Origin of the sequence: Vibrio nitrifigilis (assembly GCF_015686695.1) — a bacterium.
In the GTDB taxonomy this organism is placed as follows: domain Bacteria; phylum Pseudomonadota; class Gammaproteobacteria; order Enterobacterales; family Vibrionaceae; genus Vibrio; species Vibrio nitrifigilis.
Genome location: NZ_JADPMR010000004.1, coordinates 1102856 through 1118394 on the forward strand (window position 1 = coordinate 1102856; position 15539 = coordinate 1118394).

The window sequence follows — 15539 nt, forward strand, 5'->3', positions numbered from 1 at the left end:
GGATAAGCTCAGCAGCTCTAAGACCTCGAGTTGTTTCTCCTCTTCTACCCTTACCATGATTTAGATCTCTAGCTTACGCTAATCTCTCAATTTATATTGCCATAACGGTAGTGATGAACAAGCCAACATTAGCAATAACACCTATAAGGAAAAAGTAGCTTCTCGGGCTAGGATTTTTATCGGTTGATATCACATAGTAGAGAACCATATGAAGAATTCGAGCAACAACGTAGGTCCAAAGCCAAATTGCCACCCAAGTAGGATTAGCTTGTACAAAAAAAGCGAGCACGGCGGTAGGTAAAAAAATGACGGCGTTTTCTTGGGAGTTCATAAAAGTTCGATGGGAACGAAACACAAAAGAATCATGCCCTAAGGTTTCAGATATCTTGCCTGGAATCGCATTAGGTTGACTGGACTTTACCATAGTGGCAATTGCCCATTGCACAAAATACACACCTATTAACGCTATCATTCCCCAGTATGCGTCAATAAATTCCGGATTCGTCATATGCCTCTCCCAAACATTTCATTTACCCTAGATTCATTTAGCATAACATGAAATATACAATTAAGATCTTATTGAACAATATCTTATACCCAAGTGCTCTCAAGATGCTGTTTCAATGAGAATGTATTGATATTAACACCCTCCCATAGATTACTAACATATCAATAACACTAAAATAACCTGCTAATGAATATTCATCCAACTCATCAATCTAGTATGACCATAGTGCTCTCGGGTGAAACAGGATGCTTTCCAGCCCTACCCCGCTTAGCAAGATCCAGAACACATAGCAAAAGATGTACAGTGAAACATAGTACGTAACCTAATGATTCATCGAGGAGTTCCAAAATGAAAACGATCGTACCACTTGTTACTGGCGCACTATTTTTAGCCTCTTTTTCGGTCAGCAGTTTTGCCGCAGGGAATGAGAGTGGCCTTTATGTCGGTGGCAACTTTGGTTATGTCAAAATTGATGGGGAAGATGATTTTGATGACGATAACCAAGTCTACCAAGGACTACTTGGTTATCGAATTAACCCCTATATTGCGGTTGAAGGTGGTTATATTGACTTTGGTAAATACGGTAACCACTTAGCTAATGCGAAAACGGATGGTTATACTGGTGCACTAAAACTGATTGCTCCAATTGGTGACCGAGTCGATGTATATGCGAAAGGTGGTCAACTTTGGTACGACACCGATTACAGCATTGCTGGATACAACGGTACCGATAGCGACAAAGCCGTATTCGCAGGTGCAGGCGTAGGATTTAAAGTGACTGATAACTTAGTGCTAAACGCAGAATATACTTGGTATGACGTCGATTTAGACGCGAGCGATGTTCGAGATGGAGAAGAAACCAATACTGATTTCAACCAAGTCACTGCTGGTGTTGAATATCGATTTTAGCAATTCAAATAAAAAGGATGAGCACAGGTGCTCATCCTTTTTATTAAAACGATTTAATCGTAGATATTAATGGTTTGCCGTACCTAGTTCTGGGTTCCAGAATGCGGCATTAATTTTAGCAATCAATTCATCTCGCGATAAATCAGCACCCACTTCAGCCACGCCTTCACTAATAGCTTGTAATGCAACCGCAACTGCAATTTCTTTTGATACTTCTAAAGTAGACTCAATCGCTGGTAACACTTCGTAATGAGAAGCAAGGTTACATTCATAGTTACCTAGAGCATTAACCGCTGCAGTTAGCATACCTTCAGAAATGGTTGTTGCACTAACAACTTGTGCGCCCAAGCCAATACCAGGGAATACATACACGTTATTACATTGAGAAATAACGTGAGACTTGCCGTTAAAATCAATCGGCGCAAATGGGCTACCCGTCGCCACAATCGCTTTGTCCCCTACCCAATCAAAGATTTGACTCGGTGTTACTTCACAAGAACTAACAGGATTAGACAATGGCATAATCACTGGCATATCTGCATGTTCGACCAAAGCATTGATGACTTGTTCACTGAACAGACCGGTTACGCCCGTTACACCAACAATTACGTCTGGTTTGTAGTAATTAATCGCGTCTAATAGCTCTAGCTTATCTTTGCCTGCAGGGCGTTCCTCGCTTGGACGTGCGAGCTCTGCTTGCATTTCGTTAAGGTTGGCAAAGTCGTTATACACCACACCATCACGGTCTAGCACATAAACGCCATTTTCACCTTCAAAGCCAAATGTACGACGAATCAGATCAGCGATACCACACCCTGCTGAACCACCGCCAACAATAAACACATTGGATTGACTTGCTTGCTTGTTCGCTTTTTTCAATGCGCGTTTGATAGTCGCGACTGCTACAGTTGCAGTACCTTGAATATCATCGTTAAAGCAACGGTGTGTATGGCGATATTTTTTCAACAACGGATAAGCGTGATTGTTACTAAAATCTTCAAATTGGATGATCGCTTTCGGCCAACGAGCTTCCAACGCAGTCATCACCTCTTCTAGATAAGAGTAGAAAGTTTCGTCATCAACGCGATCTTCTTTATTACCTAGATATTGAGGATCGGCTTTAAGTTCAGCGTTATTAGTGCCTACATCGATACAAACAGGAAGTGTACGCTCAGGAGCGATACCGCCCACTGCAGTGTAAAGAGAAAGTTTACCGATAGAGATACCCATGCCACCAATACCAAGGTCGCCTAAACCAAGTACGCGAGAGCCATCTGTGATAACGATGATATCCACGTCCTGATTAATACTTTCAATTTGCTCTTTCACAGATTGTGAATTATGAGCTGAAAGGTACAAACCACGAGGTGCAAAGTTGAGATAGCTGTACTGCTGACATGCATCACCAACGGATGGTGTGTAGATGTAAGGCAGGCTATCGCGAATATTATCACGAATGTAGTGGAAAAATAGGCCTTCGTTTTGGTCTTGTACATGACGTAATGTCAGGTATTTAGACAAATTGCTTTGGGCTAAATTTAGCGAAAAACGAACCTGTGTTGTTTGGTGTTTAATACTGTTAAGTGACTGTTCCACTTTAGAAAGCGGGCTAATGCCCGCTTCTGTTGTGGTCGCAATTTCAGCTGTCTGTGACATGAAAGGACCTAATTAAAGAAATAGTTGTAAGATGAAAGTAGCTAGAATAAGCATTAGCGCACCGCCTAAGCGAGATGAAATCTGTGCAAATGGCATAAGATCCATACGCTTACATGATGCTAGAACCGCAACGTCACCAGTACCACCCATGTTGGCCATACATAGACCACCAGTGATAGCTGCTTCAATTGGGTAGAAGCCCATTAGACGACCAATCACTGCACTACCAAAAACTGCACCCAGAACAGTAGAGAACACCATTAGGATGTTTGAAACAGTTAGTGCCGCAACGATTTGATCGAGATTGGTGTAAACCACACCGATACCAACAAGAAGGGCTGGAGTTAAGTTGTCGAGAACAAACTTAGACCAAACGTGCGCAGCACGTTCTAGTTGGCGAGGAACAAAACCCGTCACTTTGATCACTGCAACAGAGATGATCATTAGCGCGTATGGGTGCATATCGATAAACATATGAAGTAGTGTACCGATTAAGAACATAACGATAGCAAGAAGAGCACCAACACCAAGTGTGTTTACGGTTAGTGGCATTTCTTCTTCTAGATCTTCTTCTTCTTTGTTCTCTTCACCGCGAATCAATTGACCATTACCTGTTAGGCTTGGGTACGCATTGCCAAGTTTATTAAGCAAACCTGCAGTGACAATCGCAATAGCATTACCAATTGCTAACGCTGGCACCATGATTGACATTAATTCATCTGAAGACATGCTAGTACGGCCAGACATAATTTCAACAAGAGGTACTGCACCAGCCCCCATGCCGCCGCCCATGATAGGTAGTGCAATCAGCATCACTGAGTCAAAGAAACCACGGCCAAGCATCGCACCAACGATACCTGCAAACAAGAACGCACAGGCAACACCGCCAAGAATAACAGGAATGTATTTAAGTGCTGCTTTTTTCAAAACATTACTGTCCATACCTAGAACAGAACCCGTTACTAAGCTAGCAATGAAAAATGATAGGAAACCACCGCTCTTCATAAAAGTTGTTACGTTAGCCACTGTATCCTGAGGAACAAGGCCACTATGGAAAAGGTAAGAAGAACCGAAGATAACGACGATAGCACCGCCACCAAAATACTGGTTAACAATTGGAGTTTTATTACCGACTAGGTTAAGGATATAACCCACTACGGCCATCACACCAACGGCACCAATCATGCCACTAGGAAGTTTATTCGCGATTGTTGCAAACAAAATGATAATAGCTGACAAAGCAAACACGATATTAACCGAACGTTTGTCTTTGGCAGAGAGGACAGAATTGTTAAACATTTTTTGCTCTCTTGTAGGGTTGTTTTAAATTTTGGGCGGAGTTTAACAACTTCGAGGGATGTGGATACTGAGCAAAGCACTAATGTAACTAACGGATCCTTTTGTAACTTTTGTTCATGGATTTTCGCTGCTTTTTTATTCATAATGGGCACCTTTTTCTTAATCACACACGAAAATGCTGAACAAAATCCTTTTTAAAGGGCAATAACATCGTTTTATACGAACAAATACTTCGGAAATACTGATATATGAAACTTAAAAGTCATCTCGCGTTATCGACAGTGGCTACCTCTTCCGCGATCGTTATTGTCGTCACTACTGTCATTTTCTTTTTGTTGCAGAATATTTATCAAAAAGGCTTAGAGGAACGAGGAATCGAACTTGGCCGAGTTCTTTCTCAGGATCATGAAATTATTAATGCGGTTGAACAAAGTAACCGCAACATCACACCAGATCTTGAGCAGTATATTGAACATTTAAGAGCCAAAACGGCTGCATCTTATATAGTGGTTGTCAATAAACACGCGATTCGCTTATCTCATCCAAATCATGAACGATTAGGAAAAACCTTTATTGGCGATGATATTTACCGCGCGTTGAACACTGGTGAATACTACAGTACCGTTGCTCGAGGGTCGCTTGGCAATGCCATTCGAAACTTTGTTCCACTAAAAAACAACGGCGAAGTGATTGGCGCTATTTGTATTGGCTATTTATCAGAAAAAGCCTTCGCGATATTGCTTGAGCAATACGGTCACATAGGCCTTATGATAGCGATTGTTTATATCATAGCCATCGCCATGATGACGTTGCTTGTGTTTAAGATGAAACGAACCTTTCTCAATTACGAACCAGAACTTATCGTCCATAAGTTTAGTGAGAATGAACTTATTTTAAATAGTATTCGGGATGCAATCATCGCCGTAGATAATGAACAGCGGATCAGCACCATCAATGATTCAGCTATTCAGCAACTCTCACTAGACAACACGAGTCGTCAAGAATTCTTGTCTCAAACACTCGCACGCTTTTCCCCTACTCTCAGTCATTTAGTACTTGAAGCCAAGCAGCGCTTTTATCAAGGTGATTTTACCATTGGTAAATTGACCTATCGCGCGAATATTTATCCGTTACAAAATGCCAAAGGGGCACTCGGCCATGTTGTGGTCTTTTTTGCCAACCTTAATCAGTCAGAACTCGAACGCGAATTAGTGTATTTAAAAAACTATTCAGAGCTGCTCAGGAGTAAAACCCACGAGCACGCGAACAAATTGAATACCCTGTCGGGTATGCTGCAACTCGGGAAAAATACCGACGCCATTCGTTTTATCCAACGAGAAAGCGATCATTATCAGGCCGTCATACAAACCATCGTGCGCTCAGTTCATAACAGTTTTGTTGCTGGCTTACTGTTGGCGAAATTCAATAAAGCAACGGACATGGGCATAAAATTTTCTATCGATCAAGACACATTTCTTTGCAATTACGCAAAAACAGTTTCTGATAAATTGGTTACCATTATTGGCAATTTAGTAGATAATGCCCTGCTGGCCGCATGGGAAAACCGTTCTCAACGTCCAGCTGAAATTCAAATTTATCTCAGTGACCGTAATCAACACGTCATCATCGAAGTTCAAGACTCCGGTATCGGTATTAATGAAGCGATTGCCGATCGCATTCTCGAATTTGGAGTCAGCTCAAAACAAGGTGATGAACAGCATGGTGTGGGACTTTACTTAGTCGGGCAACTTATTGAGTCATTGGAAGGCACTATCGATTGGGAGCGAACTGAACAACACACCACGTTATTCAGTGTTTATTTAAATAAAAATAATTTAGAGCAGTATGACTAACATTAGCGTAATGATCCTCGAAGACGACGTACGAGCCAGCTACATGCTAGAGTCCACCATCCAACAAGATGGTGATTTTTCAGTGGTCGCCGTCAGTGAAAGTGTTGCTGATGCTTTACATCAATATTCTATTTACCAACCCATGCTTATTTTCGTAGACATCACACTACCCGATGGTCACGGTATTGATTTTATTCACCGTATGCGTAAGCAAGGGGCGAAGTGCGATTTCATCGTCACAACCGCAGAGCGAGAAACCACCACTATTGCTCGAGCAGTCCAGCTTGGCGTCAGTGATTATTTGGTCAAACCTATTCGTATCTCACGCATCCATCAATCATTGAGTGATTATAAAATTTATCGCAAGCAGCTCTCTAACGACACGTTAGATCAAATAAAGATAGACACTTTACTGCGTAAAACACCACCCAAAGAGGTGCGTCGCACTCCGAAAGGGATTGATGCAACGACACTATCTAATCTTAAGCAGTTACTATCAGATGAAGACCTTCAAGAATTTTCAGCAGAAGACATTGGCGAGCGAATGAATGTTAGTCGTATCACTGCTCGCCGCTATCTTGAATTTCTCGAGTCCGAAGGCGTCGTGAATCTCGTTTTGAATTACAACACCGGTGGCCGTCCTCGGCGCCTTTACCGCCGGGTCTCCTAACGTACAATACGCGCAGTCACCTCAGCCGAGGTCAGTCTATCTAACATGGCTTTAATGGCGGCCATATGTGGAGCACGTTTTGTGTAATATTGATAGGGCGGCATATTGTTTGAGGTATATCCCCAAAAATCCCAACACCCATGTGGATTCATCACACCTTTCTTCACTTGGGGAAACAGCACAATTAAATCATTTGTTTCAGCCATTTCCATGTATCCCGTTTCGGAAATATAGTAAGTACCGACTGTTCCCGCATTTTGTTCACAACCATGGAATGCAATATGAACTCGACAATCATCGGTATCACAACTGGTTGGTATATAAACATATCCTTTATCAGCTAAATAACTTTGCTGCCGCTGTTTGTCTGAGACTCCCGGTACAAAAGGCTGTTGATCAAACATCACTAAATGTCCACTTATCGAGTTTGCTGGAGGATTCAATGGGCCATAAATGGTTTCCAAAATCTGCTGTGCTAGATCGAGATGGCAATTATTGATGTAAGGCGCCGCCGTCTTGCCACATTGATTGTCTGTTTTTTTATCCGTAATAAAACCATGGCCTGCCGCAATAGTGTAATTAAAAATGATGGATTGTGCGGGTATGCCAACGGCTTCATAAAATTGTTCTGTTGCGTGAACAACGGCAGGGACGACTATGTTATCTTTCGAACCACTAAATAGATAGACATGATCAGAACGTAAATCAGCTAAAGAATCGATATCACCTCTCTGAGCAGCTTGTTGTGCCAGAGCAGCTAAATGTTCAATATTAGGTAACCGCGTTTGATAATAATCCGGATTCATGCATTGGCTAATTGCATTAAATGCCGGAGCAGCAAGTGAATTTGCACCTGCACAACCCCAAGGACCACCAGCAACAATGCCAGCCCCTATCAAACTGTGCGAATAGGCCACATGAAATTGCGCCGCCATAAATCCGCCGGAAGATAAACCTGAAACAGAACTCTCTCCTGATAACGCATGGTAAGCGGGCAAAGCATGCGTTTCCGTCAGCGTCGGCAGTGCATTTGCCAGCGAGCACACTAAACTCGCCCCACCGACAAACGCCGAAATAACCCAACGATTCATAATTCTTCTCCACATTGGTAAACATTTATACTCAACTCATTGAGACATACCAATAGGAGAAAAAAAGTGATGGTTCTTACGCTTTAAATGCCCCATAAACCAAGGTTTGTATTCTTAATCTCTTTCGTGACAAAGCTCTGTATTTAGCTGCCTTTCATCAATAAAATCAATAATTAATACAAACCATCACATGCCCAAGTATAAGGTTACTGTCTAAACCTGCGTTTGCGATTTAGACAGCTCATAAAGCAAGGTTGCTGCTTGCTTAAAGCTTAGCGCCTGTGGCTGAAATTGGTCACACCCAACTTCTTGCATGAGTTTTAATAAGGTATCACTACTACCTGCATACCCCATATCCCATTGTGGAAACACACGATTTTCAATTTCTTGAACTCCAACAATAACCACTGAGTGGTGACGCTCATCGTTGGAAATGGTTAGAAAAAGTTCGGTCACTTCGGCCGCCTCTCCTTCCAATATTTGCAAAAAGTAATTGTTGTCGTAACAGAGCATGCCACAGATATCCAGATCATGATTATTGGTGCGGGCCTTCTCTAAAATCGCTTTCATGTCCGCTAACGACATATCTCTAGTTGCTTCACTAAAATAAAGCAGACGAATCAATTTCATTACTCCACCTTTTGACCTGTTTGCACTATTTTTAAAAATAGTCGAGGAAGCTAAAAAGGGTAAAGCCGGTGATTAACTTTCTACTAATTAGTAATCAAAACGATCTTAGCGCTTTAAACAAATTCTCTCCCACAGTGGAAGTTAGAACACAAAAAATTAAGAAATGGATTCGTGATAATGCTCATGGCCTCATCATGATCGATTTTGCCACTTGTGGCTTTACCTTAGCATCTGATTTGATTCGTTATACTCGGATGACACTGAGAAATCCTCGTCTCAGTTTATGGTTGATCTGTGATGAATGTGATAACTATCATGTCGACGATGACTTACTTTGGCCAGACCGTATTGTACGTGTCAGCGAACTCGAACATCCGGCTTTATTAGCGGCAATCACCAATGAATTAAACAAACAATTTGCCAGCCAGCAGATGTTACAAGAGCAGCAGCTCAATGTTGAATTAATATCCAAAGTTAACCAATTCAACCGGCGTGATTTAGTGGTGCAGGCCTCATTAACTGAGTTTGTATCGGCACTAGATGTATTTTGCCAATCCACACAAACTATCATTGTCAAACCATCCAAGAGTCAGTTAACACCCAAACTTTTTCAACTAGACGCGAGTCGGAAACTCATATCTTTACCTACGATTCCCAAAAATCTGACTTCGCTGATGGACAAAATTGCCCATAATGATTTACCCAATATCCTGTTTCCTGAACAAACTCGAACTCAGACAACCTTAGTCTTCCCTATCATGATCTTCGGTGAACGTTTTTGTACCGTGCTCTGTTGTGTTGAAAGCGACAAAGCTGATCACCTCTCAGTTTCTAAAGTAAAAATCATCGAAGAGGCCGCCGTTCAATTACGCATAAGCTTAGAAAGTCTCGAAGCCCAAAGACGGATGAAGTTTCACTATTCACGTCTCAAAAAAACGTTGACTGAATTACACCAAACCAAGTCACATTTAGTCCATTCTGAAAAAATGGCAACGGTAGGAAGACTAGCAGCAGGTATTGCTCATGAAATCAATAACCCATTAAGTATAGCTTTAGGTAACTTTACACCTCTTAATCACTATGTTGATTCGATGATGACCCTTATCAACATGCACGATGAACTAATAGAAAATATACATCTACAAGATAATCAGTCAGCTTCAGAACAACTTTCAAAATATAAAACAGATACAAATTTTGACTTTATTCGCGATGATTTGTCAGCGGTGATCGAAGATTCCAAGGAAAGTTTGGTACGAGTTCGCAACATTGTTGCTGACCTAAGGTCTTTTACCAACCAGAATCCTACTGAAATTGAGCAATTCTCGCTGTTTAATGCTTGCCAAGATGTTCTAAAACTCCACTCCTATTCAGATCATAAACAGATTTCGTTTCACAACCATATTCCCAATGAGTTACAAATATCGACCAATCGTAACCAACTTTTACAGGCCATTAATCATGTGCTTGAAAATGCCATTGAAGCTTTGGAGAAAACAGAGAACCCTAGTATCAAGCTCTCTGCAAACTCTGACCGCGAAAAGATAGTTCTAACCATCAGTGATAACGGTATCGGTATGTCAGAGGAGGTTGTTAGTCATATATTTGACCCATTCTATTCAACCAAAAGCCTAACAGAAGGCCGGGGAATGGGACTGTCAATTACCTACCATTTACTCACTCAGCTTAAAGCAGACATTAAAGTAGTAAGTCAACCGAATGAAGGTACGAATGTAGTCATTACTTTCAATGTTAATTCAATGTAAATACCGACTAATTATTGAACATATTCAACAAATTACAATAGGCAACCAAATACATATATAGATTATTTTTGATAAAGAACCAAATTATAAGCTATTGATATCTAATATATAAATTAGTGTTATCTTAATAATGAGAAAGATTTATTTTCCTGACAATTTTATGAATCAAGATCATAAATATTATGTTATAGGCTATTCACTTTAAGTCTTAACGGTAAGATAGTGGCAAGTGAGAAAACGTTTCCAGAAAATATTTCTTCACCGAATAAGAAATGGATGGTGAGTGCAGTGCCTCCCCCACAAAGTTCGTTGTTTAATAGTGTTCCCCTATCATGACATTGAACTTATCCTCACCATTCATCTCTTTCGGCGAATAACAAAACGTACTCACTTGATCTTAAAACTGCCATAAGTCATCGTTCTAAACGCAGTTTTACATCGTTTATTCGCAATAACTTTACGAGCTCCGTCCTGTTAGGGCGTCATATTTTTATACCTAAAATTTATATTGTTACGTTATAACATTGCGAAATTTTAATCACATCAGGATATAATTTTAATGATACAAACGAAATTAAAACACACTCGACTTACTACGATAATGGCCATTGCGTTAAGTAGCTCTGCATTCACAGCTCATGCTTTAACGCTGACCGAAGGTGATGATTATTACAAAGTCGATACTGGCAACAAATTGGTGTATTACGTATCCACCGATGACTGTGATATTACATCGCTTAAATATGACAGTACCGAACGTCAAAAAAGTAGTGGCTCACGTCGTTCACAAATTAACTCTGGCCTTTGGGATGTTACAGTTACAGGTGAAATTAACGATACCAATACTGTCAGCAAAATCACTTGTGAGATGGATGGATTAACTCACTACCTTATATCAAAAGATGGTGAAGACAACATCTACATGGCCACTTACATCACTGAAGAGCCGAGTGTTGGTGAGCTACGTTGGATAACTCGTTTACAAGAATCAAGTTTTGACTCGTTGCAGTCACCATCTAATAACGCAGACACAACTAGCACTGTTGAATCTTCTGATGTATTTGGTCATTCTGATGGCACCACCTCTTCTAAATACTATGGCAATGATCGTGCTATGGATTTAAGCGTAAAAGGTGAAACAGGCAGCGATATCGGTGTGTTTATGTATTACGGTAATCGAGAAAGTTCATCTGGTGGCCCATTCTATCGTGATATTCAATTCCAAAGTGCAGAAGTCTATAACTACATGAATTCAGGTCACGCTCAAACCGAAGACCGTCGTGTTAACGTACTATATGGCCCGTATGCTCTAATGTTTAATGATGGTTCAGAAACCCCTGACGCACCAGACACCAGCTTTATCGCGGATTTGGATCTAAAAGGTTATGTAGCCAACGAAGACCGAGGGTACGTTTCTGGTACTGCAGCAGACTTTAGTACCGATTTCCCTGTTGTTGTTGGTTGGTCTAATGATACCGCGCAATATTGGACAACTGCTGATTCAGATTCAGGTGAATATACTAGCCCAGCAATGAAACCAGGTACTTACACAGAAACTCTATACCGTGGCGAATTAGCCGTCGGCACTACTGAAGTCACTGTAACCGCAGGTGATACAACGTCTGATGTGGAGGTAGATGATACGTTTACAGATAATGACAGTGTTGTTTTTCGCATTGGTGAATTTGATGGTACACCTAAAGGTTTTCGTAACTACGATAACTTAACTGATATGCATCCATCTGATACCCGTATGGATGACTGGGAGCAGACTAACTTCGTTGCTGGTGACAGCGCTGATAGCGATTTTCCAGCGTACCAATGGCGCGGTGTAAACAATGGCATCATCATTCATTACACCATTGAATCCGGTCACCTAAAAACACGTCACTTACGTATCGGTATTACCGCATCGTACCATGGTGCTCGCCAACAATTAGTGGTCAATGATGACTGGACATCAAGCTATCCGACAGCAACGACACAACCTACAGGTCGAATCATGACTATCGGTACTTGGCGTGGTAACAATAAACAGTTTGTATACACCATTCCAGAAAGTGCTCAACAAGTGGGCGACAACACCATTGAACTTGATCTGGTCAGTGGGCAATCTGGTGACGATTGGTTATCTCCAGGTGTTAGTTACGATGCGATTGAATTGTACTAATGTGTTAACGACTAACGCTCAAATAAATTGAGTAAACGGTCTATTTAGATAGGTCACCATAAAGTGGCCTATCTATTTAACGAAAACGGCAGAAAACATGTCTTCGGATTACTTGGGTATCATTACCTACCTAAATAGAATGAACAAGCATTAGCTGACAACACGTTGTTCAAACCACTCGGTTCTATGCACTGGCAAAGCAAATCGATATCTCGCTCAGAAAATGGCTGCGGGGCTCGCGTTGAAGGTAAATCCGATCCAAACATGAGCGCTTGTGGATTAGCTTGGTAAATGGCAGTAATTGCCTCTTGGGCTGGAAAATTTAAACGGGAAAAACCGGTGGCTTTTACTTTCACCCCACATTCGGCAAGCTTAACTAAGTCGGCAAGCCCCTCGTGATTTAAACCCAAGTGATCGATACTCACTTTAGGCAAATGACGCAATGTCTTTTGCAGCGCAGCTAAGTCAGCAGAATCGATATACAGTTCCACATGCCAACCTGCAATTTCAAACACTCGCGCAGCGACGGAGGAAAGATGCTTTAATTGCTCTTTGCTACCTCGTTTCAAATTAAACCTTACCGCCCTCACCCCATGATCATGCAACTCAAGGATTTCCCGATCAGAAGTGTCTAACGGTATTTGTGCGACACCAACATAGTTAGGACCAAGTGCCTTCAGCACATGAATCAAATAGGTTTGATCAAAACCTTGGAACGATCCTGACACCACTGCCCCACCGCTCAAAGGATAAGGCTTCATCGCATTCAAATACTCATTCACAGAAAACGTGGGAGGCAAATATCCTTGGTTTTCAACCAAAGGGAAACCCGGCTCTATGATATGTAAGTGGCTGTCAAATAAAGAATCAAAAGCTCTCATTCACACTCCTTTTCTTCAAAACATACCATCTTTGTTTAGCCTCGTAACGCTTTTAATGTTGTTGATAAAATGGTTAACCACTTACCCATTGATACTCATCAAAACTCTTATAACTAAAAGAGATAATAATCCGTTTACTATACCCAGATCATACATACGTAAACGTTGCCTCTATAAACATCAAAAATAACGACATAAAACTGGCTTCATTACATAGCTATGATTGGGCGTGTTATTCCTAAGGAGGTTTAATTTGAACAGCAGTCACGAACGTGTTAATGATCCTATCTTTCCCGAACAGCCCTTACCCGACCTGCAGAGTACCTGCCATAAACTCATAGAGTGGGCCACTCCCTTACTTACCGCTGAAGAATGCCAAGTCTCAATGAAAACTGCTTGCGATTTTGCCGCCCCTAATGGTGACGGCGTCAAACTACAGCAGGCATTAATCGAACAAAGCCGAGCTTTGGGTTACTCAAACTGGAGTAAACAAGCATGGAAAGACCATTATCTACGACACCGCGACTCATTAGTCATTAACAGTAATGTGTTTTATGCCCTTAAATCCAAAACATCTTCGGACCAATTAACGCCATTGCATACGGCGACGCAAATTGCGTTTAATACAGCTAAATTCATGCTATCGATTCGGCGCAGCGAGTTACCCCAAGAATACCAAGGAAAAAATCCCCTTTGCATGGAGCAATACCAATATCTTTTCGGTGCAACTCGAATACCACAATATCACTGCGATAAAATATCCATCACCGTCGACTCAAATCATATGGTCGTGTTGCATCACGACCATTACTTCATCGTGAACCTGTTTAATCCTGATGGCGATGTGCGATCCTATTTTGAGTTATATCACGACTTAGCGTCCATTTATTCATACACGGAAGATGGTGAAAATATTGGTATATTAACCAGTGGTCAGCGTGATTTGTGGGCCAGAACTCGAGAAGAACTACTCACATTCCATGCCGAAAATGCCACTAACTTTCACAACATTGAGAGTGCGGCATTTGCATTATGTTTTGATTCACTCGCCCCGCAAACCGATAGGGAAAAAGCAGAAGCGCTGCTACATGGCGGCGGTCATAATCGACATTTCGACAAAGTTGTACAATTGATTGTATTTGCCAATGGCAGTAGTGGCATCAATTATGAACATACCCACATTGATGGCTCAATCATGTTGCGCTTTATCCGTCACTTGTATGACGGTTCAGCTTTGGGTTTAACAATGGCATCGAGTTTATCTACAGCTAAATCTAATTCTAACTCACAGATAACGCCCTTAAAATGGTCGTTAAGTCCAGCATTACGCGTTGATATCAACAAAGCCTATCAAGCATTTGCATTACATCATTCAACCTATACCACACAAGTAATGCGCTTTAATTACTTTGGTAAAGAGAAAATAAAATCGCTGAACATTAGCCCAGATGCCTTTCTCCAAATCGCCCTGCAGGTAGCGGAATATAAGACAACACACACTCAATACAGTGCTTATGAAGCGATCATGACTCGCCGGTTCTCTCAAGGACGCATTGATGTGTTATATACCGTCACTCCGGAAACACAGCAGTTTATTCAACTGTTCATGCATAAAACACGTAGTAAAGCCTGTGTGGATGCGTTATATCTAGCCGCTAAAAAACACATTAGTCGAGCGAAGGAATGTCAACGAGGTCACGGCATTTATACCCATTTAATGGCTCTAAAATACGCGAGCGAACAGCTGCAATCACGTCATGCTATCAACCAACACCCAGCTTTGTTTTCAACTCCTGCCTATAAAACACTTATGCACACGGTAATTTGTACCAGTACAACCAGTGATTATGGTGTTGAACTTGCGGGTTACGGGCCTGTCGTTGAAGACGGATACGGATTACGTTATTTCAAACACGCAGATCAATTGGTGTTTATTTCAACCTGTCATTATAAAACAGCTAATCAAATGCGCCGCTATCTGAACCATCTAGAGAAAACTCTAAATGATATGCTTGAAATGCTGGAAACGTTCTACCAAAAAGGAGTTGCCTAAGAGGGGGATTTCACTCCCTTAAAAACGAAGAACGAGGCTAAAGGCCTCGTTCT

General features: G+C 41.4%; 12 protein-coding genes. 6 read left to right on the forward strand and 6 right to left on the reverse strand.

The annotated features are described in order from the left end of the window. Nucleotides 1–91: 91 nt before the first annotated feature. Nucleotides 92–508 (reverse strand): MAPEG family protein, encoded by a 417-nt coding sequence (locus I1A42_RS21365; RefSeq protein WP_196124896.1) that lies wholly within the window; start codon nt 506–508, stop codon nt 92–94. A 348-nt stretch (nt 509–856) separates the two neighbouring features. On the opposite strand from I1A42_RS21365, the gene I1A42_RS21370 reads away from it, so the two are divergent. Then, nucleotides 857–1417, forward strand: a complete 561-nt coding sequence (locus tag I1A42_RS21370) for a porin family protein (protein WP_161157009.1) — start codon at nt 857–859, stop codon at nt 1415–1417. A 66-nt stretch (nt 1418–1483) separates the two neighbouring features. On the opposite strand, the gene maeA is transcribed toward I1A42_RS21370, so the two are convergent. Beyond that, nucleotides 1484–3073: an oxaloacetate-decarboxylating malate dehydrogenase gene (gene maeA / locus I1A42_RS21375; protein WP_161157008.1), complete on the reverse strand. Its 1590-nt coding sequence runs from the start codon at nt 3071–3073 to the stop codon at nt 1484–1486. Nucleotides 3074–3085: 12 nt separating this feature from the next. Next, nucleotides 3086–4372, reverse strand: a complete 1287-nt coding sequence (locus tag I1A42_RS21380; RefSeq protein WP_161157007.1) for a 2-hydroxycarboxylate transporter family protein — start codon at nt 4370–4372, stop codon at nt 3086–3088. A gap of 248 nt (nt 4373–4620) precedes the next feature. On the opposite strand from I1A42_RS21380, the gene I1A42_RS21385 reads away from it, so the two are divergent. Beyond that, nucleotides 4621–6225: an ATP-binding protein gene (locus I1A42_RS21385; RefSeq protein ID WP_196124898.1), complete on the forward strand. Its 1605-nt coding sequence runs from the start codon at nt 4621–4623 to the stop codon at nt 6223–6225. Continuing rightward, a complete protein-coding gene (locus tag I1A42_RS21390; RefSeq protein WP_196124900.1) occupies nt 6218–6895 on the forward strand; it encodes a response regulator in 678 nt (225 codons plus the stop codon). The genes I1A42_RS21385 and I1A42_RS21390 overlap by 8 nt, the downstream gene beginning before the upstream one ends. Here the strand turns inward: I1A42_RS21390 and I1A42_RS21395 are convergent. Both I1A42_RS21395 and I1A42_RS21400 read right to left on the reverse strand, forming a co-directional pair. After that, nucleotides 6892–7986 carry an extracellular catalytic domain type 2 short-chain-length polyhydroxyalkanoate depolymerase gene (locus tag I1A42_RS21395; protein ID WP_196124902.1) on the reverse strand — a complete coding sequence of 365 codons (1095 nt, stop codon included), beginning with the start codon at nt 7984–7986 and terminating at the stop codon, nt 6892–6894. The two genes, I1A42_RS21390 and I1A42_RS21395, sit on opposite strands and share 4 nt — an antisense overlap. Nucleotides 7987–8199: 213 nt before the next feature. Beyond that, complete coding sequence (locus I1A42_RS21400) at nt 8200–8616, reverse strand: BLUF domain-containing protein (protein ID WP_161157004.1); 417 nt, start codon at nt 8614–8616, stop codon at nt 8200–8202. Between the two features lie 68 nt (nt 8617–8684). On the opposite strand from I1A42_RS21400, the gene I1A42_RS25245 reads away from it, so the two are divergent. Both I1A42_RS25245 and I1A42_RS21410 read left to right on the forward strand, forming a co-directional pair. Continuing rightward, entirely contained in the window at nt 8685–10382 is a 1698-nt protein-coding gene (locus I1A42_RS25245) for a sensor histidine kinase (RefSeq protein ID WP_161157003.1), read from the forward strand. Nucleotides 10383–10941: 559 nt separating this feature from the next. After that, complete coding sequence (locus I1A42_RS21410; protein WP_196124904.1) at nt 10942–12552, forward strand: rhamnogalacturonan lyase B N-terminal domain-containing protein; 1611 nt, start codon at nt 10942–10944, stop codon at nt 12550–12552. Nucleotides 12553–12674: 122 nt separating this feature from the next. Here the strand turns inward: I1A42_RS21410 and I1A42_RS21415 are convergent, their stop codons facing one another. Further along, the gene (locus I1A42_RS21415; protein ID WP_196124906.1) at nt 12675–13433 is read right to left on the reverse strand and encodes an amidohydrolase family protein; all 759 of its coding nucleotides are present in this window, start codon (nt 13431–13433) and stop codon (nt 12675–12677) included. A 253-nt stretch (nt 13434–13686) separates the two neighbouring features. Between I1A42_RS21415 and I1A42_RS21420 the strand changes: the two genes are divergently transcribed. Further along, the gene (locus I1A42_RS21420) at nt 13687–15486 is read left to right on the forward strand and encodes a choline/carnitine O-acyltransferase (protein ID WP_196124908.1); all 1800 of its coding nucleotides are present in this window, start codon (nt 13687–13689) and stop codon (nt 15484–15486) included. Nucleotides 15487–15539 lie beyond the last annotated feature (53 nt).

Excerpts from the sequence above, each read along its gene's own strand:
- I1A42_RS21365 (WP_196124896.1), bottom strand. The coding sequence starts at position 508 with ATGACGAATCCGGAATTTATTGACGCATACTGGGGAATGATAGCGTTA.
- I1A42_RS21380 (WP_161157007.1), bottom strand. The coding sequence starts at position 4,372 with ATGTTTAACAATTCTGTCCTCTCTGCCAAAGACAAACGTTCGGTTAAT.
- I1A42_RS21400 (WP_161157004.1), bottom strand. The coding sequence starts at position 8,616 with ATGAAATTGATTCGTCTGCTTTATTTTAGTGAAGCAACTAGAGATATG.
- I1A42_RS21410 (WP_196124904.1), top strand. The coding sequence starts at position 10,942 with ATGATACAAACGAAATTAAAACACACTCGACTTACTACGATAATGGCC.
- I1A42_RS21390 (WP_196124900.1), top strand. The coding sequence starts at position 6,218 with ATGACTAACATTAGCGTAATGATCCTCGAAGACGACGTACGAGCCAGC.
- I1A42_RS21385 (WP_196124898.1), top strand. The coding sequence starts at position 4,621 with ATGAAACTTAAAAGTCATCTCGCGTTATCGACAGTGGCTACCTCTTCC.
- I1A42_RS21370 (WP_161157009.1), top strand. The coding sequence starts at position 857 with ATGAAAACGATCGTACCACTTGTTACTGGCGCACTATTTTTAGCCTCT.
- maeA (WP_161157008.1), bottom strand. The coding sequence starts at position 3,073 with ATGTCACAGACAGCTGAAATTGCGACCACAACAGAAGCGGGCATTAGC.
- I1A42_RS21395 (WP_196124902.1), bottom strand. The coding sequence starts at position 7,986 with ATGAATCGTTGGGTTATTTCGGCGTTTGTCGGTGGGGCGAGTTTAGTG.
- I1A42_RS21415 (WP_196124906.1), bottom strand. The coding sequence starts at position 13,433 with ATGAGAGCTTTTGATTCTTTATTTGACAGCCACTTACATATCATAGAG.